The following is a 14,132-nucleotide window of genomic DNA, read 5'->3' as shown; positions in this document are numbered from 1 at the left end:
TCCTAGATTAAAGTCGTTGGTGGTTGGGGTGAAGAGACTGGTCCGGCCCTTTAGTGGGCGTGGTCCAGGTTGACCACATCGTTCAGATAGATGCAGGCCAGAACGGCGAAGACGAAGGCCTGGAGGAAGGCTACCAGGAACTCCAGAGCGGTCAGGGCGACGACCATGCCCAGCGACAGGGCCGCGACCGGGAAGGCCAGCAGACCGATGCCGCCGCCCAGGCCCAGAAGGCCCAGCGACACGACGAAGCCGGCGAAGATCTTCAGCGCGACGTGACCGCCCAGCATGTTGCCGAACAGACGCAGCGCCAGGGTGACCGGACGAAGCAGGAAGGACACGAACTCGATCAGGCCGACCACCGGGCGCAGCGCCAGCGGCGCGCCCATCGGCCAGAACAGCTTGAAGAAGCCCAGACCGTTCTTGGCGAAGCCGACGACCAGCACCAGACCGAAGGTGATCAGGGCGAAGGTGGCGGTGATGGCCAGCTGCGAGGTCGCCGTGAAGGTCAGGAACAGACCCAGAATGTTCATGCCCAGGATCAGGATGAACAGGGTGAAGATGAACGGGAAATACTTGCGGCCTTCGTGACCGATGATGGAATCGGCCAGATTGTCGATCAGGCCGAACAGGCCCTCGCCGGCGGCTTGCAGCCGGCCGGGCACGACCTGGGCGTTCGCGGTCACGGCGGCCAGGAAGCCGACGATCAGCACGAAGGCGACCGTCATGGCGATGTGCGAGTTGGTGATCGCCAGATCGACCGTCCCCAGCACAGGCAGGGTGACGTCGCCAAGGTCGACGACCTTCTGAATCGCAAACTGATGAATCGGATCGGCCATGAAGCCCTATCGTTCCCCGTCTTCGTCGGCCTCGACGTAGGGTTCGGCCGGAGCCGTCGTCCCTTGCGCCTTGGCCTGCGCCATCAGCCGGTTGGCTGTGCGACGCGCCATGTAAATCGACAAGGCGAAGCCCAGAAGGACACCGCCGATCAAACCCCACGGACGGGTCCCGAGGGCCCAGTCTGCGATCGCTCCGAACGCCAGCCCCACGAAGACGCCGCCGAGAAGCTCGGCGATGATCTTGTAGGCCTGACCCGACACCTGTTGGCCGGTCAGTTCGGCGGATTTCTCCGCCGTGGTCCGCGCCTCCAATGCGGATGCGCTGTCTTGGAGGCGTTTGATCGCCTCTTCGCGCGATTCCGACATGGGGGATAGGACCTGTGCGTTCGGCGTCCAGACAGTGCGTCCGGACGGGTCTGAATTCGGCGCGGAACCTAATCGTGAGCGGCCTACAGGTCAAGGCGTCGTGATCATAGCCTAAGACATTGTAGAATATCGACTTTCCATTCGCGCCGGCCCGCCGTGACGATGCGCCGCTGCTACGGGCGACAGAATCCGTCGCATCCGCCCTTCGGCTCCGATGGCGATCAGCGCCGCAAACGACTAGGTTCGCCGCCATGAATGCGCATGTTCCTGTCCCCAACGCTCCGCTTCGCCCGCTTTCGGTGCGGTTGGCCACCCCGCGGGGTTTTTGCGCCGGGGTCGATCGCGCGATCCAGATCGTCGAGCGCGCGATCGAAAAGTTCGGGGCCCCCGTCTATGTGCGCCACGAGATCGTCCACAACAAACATGTGGTCGAGCGGCTGAAGGCCATGGGCGCGGTCTTCGTCAAGGAACTGGACGAATGCCCCGACGACCGGCCGGTCGTCTTCTCGGCCCACGGGGTGCCCAAGTCCGTGCCGGCGACGGCGCGGGCGCGCGAACTGGTCTTTTTAGACGCGACCTGCCCCTTGGTGTCCAAGGTCCACGTCGAGGCCGAGCGCCATCATGCGGCCGGCCGCCACATCATCCTGATCGGCCACGCTGGCCATCCCGAGGTCGTCGGCACCCTGGGCCAGTTGCCGCCCGGCGCCATCACCCTGGTCGAGACCGAGGCCGACGCCGAATCGTTCGAACGCCCCGGCGACGCCCCCCTCGCCTATGCGACACAGACCACCCTGTCGGTCGACGACACGGCGGGCATCCTGAAGGTGCTGAAGCGCCGTTTCCCGGAACTGCCCGATCCGCACAAGGAAGACATCTGTTACGCCACGACCAATCGCCAGGACGCCGTCAAGGCGTTGGGCGAGGGCTGCGATCTCGTGCTGGTCGTCGGATCCAAGAACTCGTCCAATTCGGTGCGCCTGGTCGAGGTCGCGATGCGCGCTGGCGCCCCGGCCGCCTATCTGGTGGACGATGCGTCCCAGGTGGACTGGTCCTGGTTCGCCGGCGTGAACACCGTCGGCGTCACCGCCGGCGCCTCGGCGCCCGAGCCGCTGATCAAGGCCCTGGTCGACGCCATCCGGGCGCGCTTCGACGCCACGGTGACCGAAGACGACGGCGCGCGCGAAACCGTCACCTTCAAACTGCCGCGCCTGCTGACGGCCTGACGCCGCGTCAGCGATCGTCGTTCACGAAATCCTTTGCGAACTCGGGCGCCTCGTCGTCCAGCGGCAGGGTGCCGTCCTCGTCGTCGGCCTCCGACGCGCGGCTGGGGTCGGGCACCTCGAATCCGACCGGCAGCGACAGGTCCAACAGGCCCGCCGCCTTCATCTCCTGCACGCCCGGCAGATCGTACAGAGTCGCCAGGCCGAAATGCTCCAGGAAGCGGTCGGTGGTCGCATAGGTGACGGGCCGTCCCGGCGTGCGTCTGCGTCCGCGCAACCGCACGAACCCCATCTCCAGCAACAGGTCCAGCGTGCCCTTGGAGATGCTGACGCCGCGCACGCTCTCGATCTCGGCGCGGGTGACGGGCTGGTGATAGGCGATGATGGCCAGGGTTTCCAACGCGGCCTTGGACAGGCGGCGCGGCTCCTCGCGCTCCTGCGTCATCATGAAGGCCAGGTCGGGCGCCGTGCGGAAGCGCCAGCGGTCGGCGACGCACTCCAGCTCGACCCCCCGCCCCTCATAGCGGGCGCGCAGACCCGATATGGCGCGGGCGACATTGCAGTTCTCGGGCAGGCGCGCGGCGATCTCGGCCGCCGTCAACGGCCCGGCGGCGGCGAACAGCAGGGCCTCGACCCGCCGCTCGATCTCGGCCTCGTCGGGCTGGAAGGCGAGGTCAGACATCCAAATATCCGCTCATCCCCGCGAAAGCGGGGACCCAGTTTTGTCGCTCAGCAATGCGTTGGCCATCCATCAGCGAAAAGATGACAGAGCTCTGCGCCCAAATCACTGGGTCCCCGCTTTCGCGGGGATGAGCGGAAAGGTAAGCCATCAGCCCGTCAGCTCCAGCGGCTGGCCCGGCCCCCGGCGTTTCAGATACAGGTCCGCAAACGCCTCGCTTTGCCGGATGTCCATCGCCCCCTCCTTCACCAGCTCCAGACTGGCCGACAGGGTCGAGGCCGTAAAGCTGGCCTGGCTGGGCCCCTCCTCATCCTCACGATGGGGCGCGACATGTTCCAGCGGCGTCCAGTCCGCCAGCTTCGGCATGATCTCGCGCAGCCAGTCGCGGGCGGCTTCCAATGGAAAGGCCTCGACCCGCTGGCCGGGGGCGTAGCGCCGGGCCTCCTCGCGCCGGCGCTGCACCACATAGGCGCTCATCAGTTCGTACAGGCTGGCGTCGATACGATCCGACGGCACGATCACCGTCGCCTCGGGATCGCCGCGCGTGAAGACGTCGCGCTTCAGCTGGGGCCGAGCCATCAGCTGTTCGACGGCCTTTCGCATCGCTTCCAGCTTCTGCAGCCGGAACGCCAGCGCGGCGGCCATTTCCTCAGCCGGCGGCTCCTCGGCCTTGCCCTTGTCGGTGCGCGGCAACAGCAGACGCGACTTCAGATAGGCCAGCCACGACGCCATCACCAGATAGTCCGCCGCCAGGGCGAAGTTGCGCCGCCGCGCCTCGTGCACGAAGGCCAGATACTGTTCCGCCAGCTGGGTGATCGACAGTTTCAGCAGATCGACCTTCTGGTTTCGCGCCAGGGCCAGCAGGACGTGCAGCGGTCCCTCATAGCCCTCCAGATCGACGACGAAGGCTTCGCGCTCCTCGACCTCCTCGGCGTTGAAATCCAGGTTCGGCTGGAAAGACTCCGTCATAGGTCTTTAGGCCTGCGCCTCACCCACGTCCGGCCCCTTGGCGGCGTCCATCCGACCGCCCATGGCCTTGAAGAAGCGATCGTGCCCCGCGACGGGATCGAGCGGCTCGGGCGTCCGCACGATCCGGGCCAGAGCGGCTTCCGCCCGGCGGCGCGCCCCGCCCTTCAGCGGTCCGACGCCCTCGGCGACCTGGCGCATCTCGTCCATGACGCCGTTCCAATGCACGACGATGTCGCAGCCCGCCTTCAACGCCTTGTGCGCCCTCTGGGTCAGCGACCCCGACAACGCGTTCATCACCAAATCGTCCGACAGCAGCAGGCCGCCGAAACCCAGCCGCTCGCGGATCAGGCGAATGGCCTTCTTCGACTGCGTCGCCGGATGTTTGCGATCGATCGCGGTGAAGACGATGTGCGCCGTCATGCCGATGGGCATGTCCGACAGGGCCTTGAACGGCGCAAAGTCCCAGGCGTCCAGCGTGTCCAGATCGGCGTGAACCGTCGGCAGATCCTTGTGCGTGTCCGCAAAGGCCCGGCCGTGGCCCGGCATGTGTTTGATGCAGGGCAGAACCCCGCCCGCCAGCAGCCCCTCCGCCGCCGCCCGGCCCAGCACGGCGACCGTCTCGGGATCGACGCCATAGGCCCGGTCGCCGATGATGTCGTGAGAGCCGGCCACCGGCACGTCCAGCACCGGCAACAGATCGACGGTCACGCCGACCTCGCGCAGATCGTGCGCCATCAGCCGTGCGCCCAGCCGCGCCAGCTCACGCGCCTGCGCCAGATCGTTCGTCGCCTTCAGATAGGCGTTACCCGGCGGATATTTGGGCCAGTGGGGCGGCCCCATCCGCTGGACCCGACCGCCTTCCTGGTCGATCAGGATCGGCGCCTCGGGATCGCCGATGCACGCCCGCAGCTCGTCGGTCAAGGCCCGCACCTGTTCCGGCGTGTCGATATTGCGCCGGAACAGGATGAAGCCCCAGGGTCGGACCTCGGCGAAGAAGGCTTTTTCGTCCTCCGTCAGCCGATGTCCCAGGCAGCCATAGATGGCGGCGGACGTCACCGGACGATGCAGTCCCGGCCCGCCGCCTTCAGCGCGTTGCAGAAGGCGACCGCCCGTTCGCGCGACAGGCCCGAGAAGGCCGTGCGGTACAGGGTCGATCCGCTGGAGGAGGTCACTTCGGTCACCCGCTTTTCAGCGCCGGACACATACGAACCGAACCGGCCGGCGACGGCGGCGTATTCGCGGTCCGCGATCTCGGTCGAGGAGAAGGCGCCGATCTGGACCGACGCCGATCCGCCGGTCGCGGCCGGAGCCTTGGTCGCCGGCGCAGCGACGGGCGCAGTCGGAGTCGTCGGACGCGGCGTCGGCGCGGCCGGCGTCGCCGTCTTGGCGGGCGGCAGGCCCTGGCCGGTCGGGGCGGTGGTCGGCGGCGCGGCCGGACGCGGCTGGGGCGCCTCGGGCGGCGGGGTGAAGGTCACGGGCGCATCGGTGGTCTCGGTCTCGTCGCGATAGACGCGCACCCCCTCGGCCGGGTCGATCGGCTGGGCGTCGATGGGCGCGGCGGTCTTCATCTCGCCGACCGGCTGACCCACGGCCGGCGGCGCGTCGGTCGAGGCGCGCATGCCGGAACGATAGAAGAAGATCACCGCCACGATCAGCAGCAGCAGGACCACCGCGCTGATGATCAGCGTCACGGGCGGCGCCTTGCCTCCGCCCGAGCCCACATTGCGGCCGCTGCGCGGGTCATAGCTGTTGCGGCGGAACGGCAGGTCGTCGTCGGTCGGCGGCGTATAGGCGCCCCGGCCGGGTTTGTTGTCGTCTTCAAAGGACATGGTCGCGCTCCGCCGTCTGTGGGCGCGAATCGGCGCGCCGAACGTTCACTCTACGCCCCCGCGTGCATCTTTCGAATCACAGATCGAGGGCGAGGTCGAGGCTGAACAGCTTCTGGTGCACTTCTATGGCGTAGCGGTCGGTCATGCCGGCGATGTAGTCGCACACCGCGCGCGCCCGCTGCGTCTTGTCCGGGGTCATCGCCGGCTCGCCCCACTCCGGCGGCATGACCTCAGGCTCGCCCATGAACAGTTCGAACAGCTGGGACAGCACGCGCCGCGCCTGGCTGCGGGTGCGGTTGACGCGGTAATGGCGATACATTCGCTCGAACAGGAACTTCCGCAGCACCGCCAGATCGACGTGCATGGCGTGCGAGAAATCCACCATCGTGCGCTTGGCCATCCGCACGTCCTCGGTCGTGACGATCCGGTCCTCTTCCAGCCGCCGCGCCGTCTCGGCCAGCACGTCCTCGACCATGACGCCGATCATCCGCCGCACCGCCTCGATCCGCAGCATCCGATCGTCGATGGCGGGATATTCGCGGCGCACCTCGGCCAACATGGGGCCGATCAGCGGCACCTGATCCAGATCGCGCAGGGTGATCAGACCCGCCTGCACCCCGTCGTCCACGTCGTGATTATTGTAGGCGATGTCGTCGGCGATGGCTGCGCACTGGGCCTCCAGCGAGGCGAACGTCCCCAGCCGCAGGTCCCACCCTGCCTCGCCCCCGGCCGCATAGGGGCGCACCACCGACCAGGCCGGCTCGTCCAGGCGGTGCGACACCGGGCCGTTGTGCTTGATGACGCCCTCGACGGTCTCCCAGCTCAGGTTCAGCCCGTCGAACTGCGGATAGCGGTTCTCCAGCTCGGTCACGACGCGGAAGCTCTGGACGTTGTGGTCGAACCCGCCGTAGTCGCGCATCTGCACCACCAACTCGTCCTCGCCGGCGTGGGCGAAGGGCGGATGGCCCAGGTCGTGGGCCAGGGCGATGGTTTCGGCCAGGTCGTCGTCCAGTCTCAGCGCATGGGCCAGCGACCGCGCGATCTGCGCCACCTCCAGCGAATGGGTCAGGCGGGTGCGGTAGTGATCGCCCTCATGCGCCACGAAGACCTGGGTCTTCTCCTTCAGCCGCCGGAACGCCGTTGCATGGATGATGCGGTCACGGTCCCGCGCAAAGGCGGTGCGCGTGCGGCTGGCGGGCTCGAAAACGCGGCGGCCCTGGGTCAGGTCGGCGCGCTCGGCGTAGGAAGCGAGGTCTGTGTGGCTCAAGTCATCAACTTTGAGGCTGCTTTGATGCGGGGGGCCTTTGCGAACGGCCGTGCCCGCCTCATATAGACAGCCGTGAGCACCGTCCAATCCACAGAACCGTCCACACCCGCCTTCTCCGTCGCCACACGCGCGCCGGAAGGCATCGTCCTGGCCGCCAGCGCCGCCAAGCGGCTGGCCAAGCTGGGCGCGGCCGAGGGCAAGACCCTGATGCTGCGCGTCGCGGTGGACGGCGGCGGCTGCTCGGGCTTCCAGTATCGGTTCGAACTGGTCGAGACGGCCGAGGACGACGATCTGCGCATCCAGGCCGACGGCCAGACCGCCTTGATCGACCCCGTCTCGGTTCCCTTCCTGAAGAACTCCGAGATCGCCTATGTCGATGAACTGGCCGGCGCCCAGTTCGTGGTCAGGAACCCGAACGCCGCCTCCAGCTGCGGCTGCGGCGTCAGCTTCTCGATCTGACGACGGCCCAGCCGGTCGCCAGGATGGGCGAGGCCAGCAAGGCCGCAAAGGCCCAGTCCCACACCCCATCTTGCAACAGCGCCCCCACCAGCCCGATCAGGCTGAGCGTGAACAGGACGACGGGCGCGCGGAAGATGGCCCACAGGGTCAGATCCCTCGGGTTGTGACCGCGACGGCTCACGCCTTTCGTCTCCCTTTGCCCAGCCACAGATAAAGACCGGACCCCAGGATCACGATGGTGGCGATGTCCAAGAGCGCCCACAGGATCTTCAGCGCCAATCCGCCGTAGTCGCCGAAATGCAGCGGCTGCGACAGCGACAGGGTCTTCACATACCAGGGCATTGGCGCCACCGCCGCCAGTTCGCCCGTTCGCGCGTCGATCAGGGCCGGCGTCGTCATATGCGTCGTCAGCGGCGTGTCGCCGTGGAAGAAGACGGCATAGTGGTGGTCGGTCGAATAGTCGGTTCCCGGAAACGCCACGAACTGCAGCTTCATGCCCGGCAGCGCCGCCTTGGCCCGCTCCACCGCCGCATCCAGCGAGGCCCGGCCCTGCGCGGGCGCCGGCGCATCATAGGCGACCGTCAACTCCTTCAGCGCCGTCTCTTTCCAATAGGCCAGGATGGGCGTGGCCAGGGTGTTGACCACCCCCGTCAGCCCCACCACCAGCACCCAGGCCGCCGTCACTACGCCCAGCAGATTGTGGTAGTCCAGCCACCGCGTCCGCGCCGCCTTCTTGACCCGCACCGTGCCGAACGGCAGCCGACGCATGAAGGGCGCATACAGCACCACGCCCGACACCACGGCCACGACCAGCAACAGCCCCATCGCGCCCAGAAACAGCATTCCCGGCAGACCCAGGAACATGTCGGTGTGCAGCTGAAGCAGGAACTCCATGACCGGATGACCGGCGACCAGCGGCGCGCCCTCGCCGCTGGTCTGGTCGATGGGCTCGAAACTGTATTTGCCGGCCGGGGCGTCGGGGGCGCGGCTGGTGACGTTCACCACCGGCCGGTCCTCGTCGAAGCTCATGAAGGCGGGAACCTCGCCCGGATGTTTGGCCAGACCGGCGGCCAGCACCTCGTCCAGCGTCAGCAGTCGGCCGTCCGGGCTCTTCGGCGCCCACGGCTCATGCAGCAGCGCCTCGTTCAGCTCGTGGCTGAACACCAGCGGCAGCCCCGTGACGCACAGCATCAGCAGGAACAGGGTCGAGATCAGGCTCGACCACTTGTGCGTCCAGGTCCAGGCGCGGATCGTCCGGGCGTGCATCGGCCGGCGCGGATCAGAACTCGGTCGAGACCGACAGACGCAAGGTCCGCGGCGCGCCCAGCGTCAGATAGTTCGATCCCGGATAGCCGCCGACCGCGACCCACTGATCCTCGGCCGCGACATTCTCGACCCGCGCCCGCAGCGTCACCGGCTTGTCGCCCGCCGTGAAGGCGTAGCGCACCCCGGCGTCGAGCCGGGTCCAACTTTCCAGCTCGACCGTGTTGGCGCCGTTCGCGGCCTGCGATCCGGTGTGGACCACCCGCCCTTCCAGCGTCAGACCGTCGATGGCGCGCAGGTCCCACTCGACGTTCAGATTGGCCTGGAAGTCCGGCACGCCGATGGCGGATTTGCCGTTCAGCGACGCATCTAGCGCGCGCGTGATCTCCGCATCGAGCCAGGTCGCGCCGCCCAGGACGCGCAAGCCCTGAACGGGCTCGCCAAAGACCGACAGTTCGACGCCCCGGTTCTCCTGCTCGCCGCCGGCGGAATAGATGGCTCCATCAAAGAACTCGCTGGGCAGGGTCGTGCGGAAGACGCTCAGCGCGCCGCCGAACGATCCGCCGTAATACTTGACCCCGACCTCGGCCTGCTCGGCGCGGAACGGCGACAGCACGTCGCCGCCGTTCGCCACCGTCACGCCATTGACCACCGCCGGTGCGGTCGTGCCCGGAACCAGGGCTTCGGCATAGTTGGCGTACAGCGAGAGCGCGTCGCTGGGCTTGTAGACCACGGCGAAGGCCGGCGTCGTCGCGTCGCTGGAATAGCCCGACGTGAATGCGCCGTCGGCGTAGGCATAGGATCGGGTTTCGATCTCCTGATAGCGGACGCCGACGGTCGCCAGCAGCCGTCCGTCCAGGAAGGACAGCACATCGGCGACGGCGAAACTGGTGTTCTTGACCCGCTCGGTGACGTTGGGATCATCCAGATCGCCCGAGACGCTGCCGATGGCCGGCGCCGGCGACAGGATCGGATTGGTCAGCGTCCCCATTGCATAGCCGGCGAAGCTCGACGCCGCCCAGGCGTTCTTGGACTTGGACTGGATCTGCGAGGCCGAGGCGACCAGACGATGTTCAATCGGGCCGGTCGTCAGGTCAGCGCGCACGCCGATGTCGCCCGACCAGACCGTGTCCTCGCGGATATTGTCGAACCGGTAGCCGCGGATCGCGCCCGCCGCATCGGCGCGCGGATTGGCCAGGCTGTTGTCTTCCTCGCCCTGACGCCCGCCGAAGGCGGCCCAGGCGCTAATGCTGTCGGTCAGGTCGAGCTCGCCGCGCACGGCGCCGAACAGCTGCTCCTCGTCGGTGTAGGTCCAGCGCTGGGCGAAGTTCTTGTCGGCCGAGGGCGCGTCCGGGATGGCGGTTCCCGGCGTCACGCTGGGGCGGGGCGCGTCGATCCGGTGATCCTGCCAGCTCAGATCGGCCGAAAACCGGGCGCGATCGCCTCGGCGGTCCAGTCCAAGGCCGACGACCCGCAGCTGGCCGGTCTCATCCTCGACGGCGCTTTCGCCCGCACGGCTGGCGATGTTCAGGCGCGCGCCCCATTCATCGTCGTCGCCGAAACGGCGAGCCAGGTCGGCGGCGGCGTAGATTTCATCACGGCCCGACACGCCTCCGGTCAGGCGCGTCAAGGGGGCGTCGCCCGCACGCTTCGGCGTCAGGTTGAACGCGCCGCCGACGCCTGTCCCGCCCGGAGCCGCGCCGTTCAGGAAGGTGGAGGCTCCACGAAACACCTCGACCCGCTCGACCAGTTCGGCCGCCACGAACTGGCGCGGCAAGACGCCATAGAGGCCGTTGTAGCTCATGTCGTCGGAATAGACCGGAAAGCCCCGGACGACATACAGCTCCTGGAAGTTGCCGAACCCCTTGGACACCCGCACCGTCGGGTCGTTCTGCAGCACGTCGCCGATGCCGCGCGCCTGCTGATCACGCACCAGCTTTTCGGTGTAGTTGGCGGTCGAGAATGGCGTGTTCATCACGCCCAGATTGCCCAGCAGGCCGATGCGCCCGCCGCGCGCCACCTGACCGCCCGCCGCCGGCGCCGTCAGCCGAACCTGCGATCCCGTCACCACGATCTCGCCCAGCTCCGCCGGAGCCGTCGCCTGCTGCGCCAGGGCCGGCGAGGCGAGAGTCAGCGCCAGGGCGCTGGCGGTCAAATAAACGGAGGCACGGCGAAAGCAGGGCATTTTGATACGCATTCTCAAAATCAAGTTGCGCGTCCCTAGCCCGATCGGCCGGTGCTATGCAATCCGCTCAGCCCGCGACATATTGCATTTAGCTGATTTCCTAATTAGGAAGGTCGCTATGAACATCCTGTTCAAGGCCCTGTCGCATCCGGTGCGTCGTCGCATCATCGCCATGCTGCGCGCCGGTCCGCTGGCCTCGGGCGATATCGCCGCCGCCTTTGACATGAGCTGGCCCACCATCACCGGCCACCTCAACGCCCTGAAGGAGGCCGGCTTGGTCAGCCCGGAGCGCGAGGGCCAGACCATCCGCTATCGGCTGGAAATCTCGGCGGTCGAGGAGGCGATGGCCTTTCTGATGGACATCGTCGGAACCGGCGAGGCGACCGACCCCCTGCCCCAGCCCTCAAAGGAAACACGCCGATGAAGGATCGCCTATCCCTGCTGGACTATCTGACCCTCGCCGTCTTCGGCGTGCAGGCGGCGTTCGCCCTCTACATCGGCGTCAACGGCCCGACGACGCCGATGCCGATGCACTGGAACGCGCACTGGCAGGTGGATCGCTGGGGCGACCGGGTGGAGTTCGCGACCTTCGCGGGCGGCATGGCTGTGATCGGCTTCATCGCCGCCGCCGGCCTGGGTCTGGCCGCAATGCGCGCCGAGGACCAAGGCGACGCCTCACGTCGTCGCTCGATGCGGATCGGCCAGGGACTGACCGTGTTCATCGTCGCCTCTATCGGCCTGGTCATCGCCTGGGCCAGCCTGGGGCACGCGACCGTCGATAGCGGCCCCGCCGTCATGACCGGCGCCCTGTCGCTGATCCTGCTGGTCGTCGGCGCCTTTCTCGGCCGGGTCGCGCCCAATCCCCTGATCGGCGTGCGCACGCCCTGGAACTACAAGAGCCGCCTGGCCTGGGATCGCTCGAACCGTCTGGCCGGCCGACTGTTCTGCCTAGTCGGTCTGGCCGGTCTGATCGCCGCGCCGCTTGCGCCGCCGCCCTATGGCGTCACGGCCCTGGTCGCCGCCGTCATCGTCGTCGCGGGTCTTTCGATCTTTGAAAGCTGGCGCGTCTGGCGCGCCGATCCCGACCGCCAACCCTTCTGAAGGAGACTGCCATGCTGACGCTGACCCACGCCCTTCTCGCCGCCAGCCTGCTTGCCGGCCCGGTCTCGACCGACATCGCCCTGCCCGCCCAGCCGGCGCCCCTGCATGGCACGCTGCTGACGCCCGAGGCGCCGACGGCCGTCGCCGTCATCCTGCCCGGCTCCGGCCCGACCGATCGGGACGGCAACAGCCCGATGGGCGTCGCCGCCTCCACCTATCGCCTGCTGTCGGAAAGCCTGGCGGAACAGGGTATCGCCACCCTGCGCATCGACAAGCGCGGCGTCGCGGCCAGTACAGCCGCCGGGTTCGACGAAACCAAGCTGCGTTTCACAGACTTGGCCGGCGATGCGCGCGCCTGGGCGGCCGAGGCCGCCTCGCGGACGGGACAGCCCTGCGCCTGGCTGATCGGCCACAGCGAAGGCGCCTTGGTCGCGCTGAAGGCGGTCGACGGCGGAGACGACAAGGTCTGCGGCCTGATCCTGCTGTCCGGCGCCGGTCGCCCGGCGGGCGCCAGCATCCGAGAACAACTAGACGCCGGCCTGCCCGAGCCGATGAAGCCCCAGGCTTTCGCCGCCCTGAGCGAGTTGGAGGCCGGCCGCACCGTCGCCGACACGCCGCCCGCGTTGGCGGCCCTGTTCCGCCCGTCGGTCCAGCCCTTTCTGATTTCGTGGTTCGCGCTGGACCCCGCCGCCTTGCTCGCCGCCTACGACGGCCCGGTCTTCATCGGCCAGGGCACCACCGACCTCCAGATCGGCGTTACGGACGCGCAAGCCCTCGCCGCCGCCGACCCCAGGGCCACGCTGAAACTCTGGGACGGCGTCAACCACCTCCTCAAGACCGCCGCCGCCGATCGCGCCGCCAATCTGGCCACCTACGCCGATCCGGCCTTGCCGCTGGCGCCGGGCATCGCGGAGGATGTGGGGGCGTTCATTCGGGCGAATGGGCGGCGCTGAGCTAGGTTTTGCGACCTCCGATGTCTGTCGCCTTAGCCGTTGTGACCGAGGTTAACACGCCACCCTCGATTATGAACGATGATCATCAGAAATGGCATCTGATCAGCCGATACAGACGCCGACATCCGGGGCGTGGATAGGGAGGAGAGGAACTTATGCCGGGTCCAGTTGAAATTTTCCGACTGAACTACACAAAGGCAGACCTCGCCCACATTCAAGAAGATGACGTAGTGTTCTTCTTCATGATGTGCCAGCTGCACAATGACATCGCTGCGCTGCTTAGGATCGTGTTCGCGAACTGGCCTGATCCTGCATCGGCAGAGCCTATTGCAGCTAACCGAGCAACAACATGCTTTTTAGCTATCCGCACATTAGCGGGACGATTGGAAGAGGGATGCAAGAGCATCAAGGACCTCTTCGGTCTGAGCCTTAAGAACTACCCCCTAAGTCAAAAAGCTCAAGCAAGCTATCAGACGCTCAGGATCTACTTTAGTACTTCGAACTTCATACGGCTGCTGAGAGACAATGCAGCCAACCATCATCAACGAGAGCCTATGCGAGAAGCGTGGCGACTCATCCCCGACAATCACGAGTTCACGGACTTCACAGCTAGGGGGCTTGGAAACACGGTTTATTGGGCAGCAGAAAACGTCATGACGGCGAATGCCATCCTGCTCGCCCAAAAGTTCCAACCCGACTTGGACGGACGGGATGCGCTTGAGTGGATGATTAAAGAAGTGAGCAGTATGAGCGATCACTTCATGAGCGTCACAACGGGATATTGCCTAGGATTTTTCCAAACGCATCTGCCTGAGCAGCTAAAGAAGATGAATAACCAACGAGAAATCGTTGAGGCCCAGCCCGCACAGGGCGAAATGCAGGGCGTGGAGTTCCTATACGGCCCGGCTGATATCCGACCGGAGATAGCAAACCGGCACGCTCGCCGCGCGGCGGCAAAGCGGGTGGGATAACAATGAGTCGTCATATTTTTGCCAACGCGCACAA

The 14,132-nt window shown here is 66.9% G+C and carries 15 protein-coding genes and 1 pseudogene; 6 read left to right on the top strand and 10 right to left on the bottom strand.

What is annotated here, in order from left to right; genetic code table 11:
• Positions 1-50 precede the first annotated feature (50 nt).
• The gene (locus LG306_RS08640; RefSeq protein WP_017505297.1) at positions 51-836 is read right to left on the bottom strand and encodes a F0F1 ATP synthase subunit A; all 786 of its coding nucleotides are present in this window, start codon (positions 834-836) and stop codon (positions 51-53) included.
• 6 nt (positions 837-842) lie between these two features.
• Entirely contained in the window at positions 843-1,202 is a 360-nt protein-coding gene (locus LG306_RS08635) for an AtpZ/AtpI family protein (protein WP_137721165.1), read from the bottom strand.
• A gap of 251 nt (positions 1,203-1,453) precedes the next feature.
• Between LG306_RS08635 and ispH the strand changes: the two genes are divergently transcribed.
• The gene (gene ispH / locus LG306_RS08630; RefSeq protein ID WP_404413697.1) at positions 1,454-2,425 is read left to right on the top strand and encodes a 4-hydroxy-3-methylbut-2-enyl diphosphate reductase; all 972 of its coding nucleotides are present in this window, start codon (positions 1,454-1,456) and stop codon (positions 2,423-2,425) included.
• A gap of 7 nt (positions 2,426-2,432) precedes the next feature.
• On the opposite strand, the gene scpB is transcribed toward ispH, so the two are convergent.
• The 5 genes from scpB to LG306_RS08605 all read right to left on the bottom strand — a co-directional run bounded on the left by scpB (position 2,433) and on the right by LG306_RS08605 (position 7,166).
• Positions 2,433-3,104, bottom strand: a complete 672-nt coding sequence (scpB, locus tag LG306_RS08625) for an SMC-Scp complex subunit ScpB (RefSeq protein ID WP_404413695.1) — start codon at positions 3,102-3,104, stop codon at positions 2,433-2,435.
• A 147-nt stretch (positions 3,105-3,251) separates the two neighbouring features.
• A complete protein-coding gene (locus LG306_RS08620; RefSeq protein ID WP_404413693.1) occupies positions 3,252-4,070 on the bottom strand; it encodes a segregation and condensation protein A in 819 nt (272 codons plus the stop codon).
• Positions 4,071-4,076: 6 nt separating this feature from the next.
• Positions 4,077-5,126, bottom strand: coding sequence for a beta-N-acetylhexosaminidase (nagZ, locus tag LG306_RS08615; RefSeq protein ID WP_404413691.1), 1,050 nt, complete (start codon positions 5,124-5,126; stop codon positions 4,077-4,079).
• Positions 5,123-5,899 carry an SPOR domain-containing protein gene (locus tag LG306_RS08610; protein WP_404413689.1) on the bottom strand — a complete coding sequence of 259 codons (777 nt, stop codon included), beginning with the start codon at positions 5,897-5,899 and terminating at the stop codon, positions 5,123-5,125. The genes nagZ and LG306_RS08610 overlap by 4 nt, the downstream gene beginning before the upstream one ends.
• Positions 5,900-5,975: 76 nt before the next feature.
• Positions 5,976-7,166 carry a deoxyguanosinetriphosphate triphosphohydrolase gene (locus LG306_RS08605; protein WP_404413687.1) on the bottom strand — a complete coding sequence of 397 codons (1,191 nt, stop codon included), beginning with the start codon at positions 7,164-7,166 and terminating at the stop codon, positions 5,976-5,978.
• A 141-nt stretch (positions 7,167-7,307) separates the two neighbouring features.
• Between LG306_RS08605 and erpA the strand changes: the two genes are divergently transcribed.
• On the top strand, positions 7,308-7,625 hold the full coding sequence (gene erpA / locus LG306_RS08600; RefSeq protein WP_039245694.1) for an iron-sulfur cluster insertion protein ErpA: 318 nt from the start codon (positions 7,308-7,310) through the stop codon (positions 7,623-7,625).
• On the opposite strand, the gene LG306_RS08595 is transcribed toward erpA, so the two are convergent.
• The 3 genes and pseudogenes from LG306_RS08595 to LG306_RS08585 form a co-directional block, all read right to left on the bottom strand.
• Positions 7,609-7,806, bottom strand: a complete 198-nt coding sequence (locus tag LG306_RS08595) for a hypothetical protein (RefSeq protein ID WP_404413685.1) — start codon at positions 7,804-7,806, stop codon at positions 7,609-7,611. The two genes, erpA and LG306_RS08595, sit on opposite strands and share 17 nt — an antisense overlap.
• A pseudogene (locus LG306_RS08590) lies at positions 7,803-8,995 on the bottom strand (PepSY-associated TM helix domain-containing protein). Before LG306_RS08590 ends, LG306_RS08595 begins: the two are co-directional and overlap by 4 nt.
• On the bottom strand, positions 8,905-11,043 hold the full coding sequence (locus tag LG306_RS08585; protein WP_404413683.1) for a TonB-dependent receptor: 2,139 nt from the start codon (positions 11,041-11,043) through the stop codon (positions 8,905-8,907). Before LG306_RS08585 ends, LG306_RS08590 begins: the two are co-directional and overlap by 91 nt.
• A gap of 148 nt (positions 11,044-11,191) precedes the next feature.
• Here LG306_RS08585 and LG306_RS08580 point away from each other — a divergent pair, with 148 nt between their 5' ends.
• The 4 genes from LG306_RS08580 to LG306_RS08565 all read left to right on the top strand — a co-directional run bounded on the left by LG306_RS08580 (position 11,192) and on the right by LG306_RS08565 (position 14,098).
• Positions 11,192-11,497 (top strand): metalloregulator ArsR/SmtB family transcription factor, encoded by a 306-nt coding sequence (locus LG306_RS08580; RefSeq protein WP_404413681.1) that lies wholly within the window; start codon positions 11,192-11,194, stop codon positions 11,495-11,497.
• The gene (locus LG306_RS08575) at positions 11,494-12,174 is read left to right on the top strand and encodes an SdpI family protein (RefSeq protein ID WP_404413679.1); all 681 of its coding nucleotides are present in this window, start codon (positions 11,494-11,496) and stop codon (positions 12,172-12,174) included. The genes LG306_RS08580 and LG306_RS08575 overlap by 4 nt, the downstream gene beginning before the upstream one ends.
• Before the next feature lie 11 nt (positions 12,175-12,185).
• Complete coding sequence (locus LG306_RS08570; protein WP_404413677.1) at positions 12,186-13,127, top strand: alpha/beta hydrolase; 942 nt, start codon at positions 12,186-12,188, stop codon at positions 13,125-13,127.
• 155 nt (positions 13,128-13,282) lie between these two features.
• Positions 13,283-14,098 carry a hypothetical protein gene (locus LG306_RS08565; RefSeq protein ID WP_404413675.1) on the top strand — a complete coding sequence of 272 codons (816 nt, stop codon included), beginning with the start codon at positions 13,283-13,285 and terminating at the stop codon, positions 14,096-14,098.
• Positions 14,099-14,132 lie beyond the last annotated feature (34 nt).

This window comes from Brevundimonas vesicularis (assembly GCF_044807075.1).
Taxonomy (GTDB): domain Bacteria; phylum Pseudomonadota; class Alphaproteobacteria; order Caulobacterales; family Caulobacteraceae; genus Brevundimonas; species Brevundimonas vesicularis_G.
Note: the sequence above shows the minus strand (reverse complement) of the source record. Positions and strands in the feature narration are given on the sequence as shown.

Coding starts and splice junctions, on each gene's coding strand:
- LG306_RS08580 (WP_404413681.1), top strand. CDS start 11,192: ATGAACATCCTGTTCAAGGCCCTGTCGCATCCGGTGCGTCGTCGCATC.
- LG306_RS08570 (WP_404413677.1), top strand. CDS start 12,186: ATGCTGACGCTGACCCACGCCCTTCTCGCCGCCAGCCTGCTTGCCGGC.
- LG306_RS08565 (WP_404413675.1), top strand. CDS start 13,283: ATGCCGGGTCCAGTTGAAATTTTCCGACTGAACTACACAAAGGCAGAC.
- LG306_RS08635 (WP_137721165.1), bottom strand. CDS start 1,202: ATGTCGGAATCGCGCGAAGAGGCGATCAAACGCCTCCAAGACAGCGCA.
- ispH (WP_404413697.1), top strand. CDS start 1,454: ATGAATGCGCATGTTCCTGTCCCCAACGCTCCGCTTCGCCCGCTTTCG.
- LG306_RS08610 (WP_404413689.1), bottom strand. CDS start 5,899: ATGTCCTTTGAAGACGACAACAAACCCGGCCGGGGCGCCTATACGCCG.
- LG306_RS08640 (WP_017505297.1), bottom strand. CDS start 836: ATGGCCGATCCGATTCATCAGTTTGCGATTCAGAAGGTCGTCGACCTT.
- scpB (WP_404413695.1), bottom strand. CDS start 3,104: ATGTCTGACCTCGCCTTCCAGCCCGACGAGGCCGAGATCGAGCGGCGG.
- LG306_RS08620 (WP_404413693.1), bottom strand. CDS start 4,070: ATGACGGAGTCTTTCCAGCCGAACCTGGATTTCAACGCCGAGGAGGTC.
- LG306_RS08575 (WP_404413679.1), top strand. CDS start 11,494: ATGAAGGATCGCCTATCCCTGCTGGACTATCTGACCCTCGCCGTCTTC.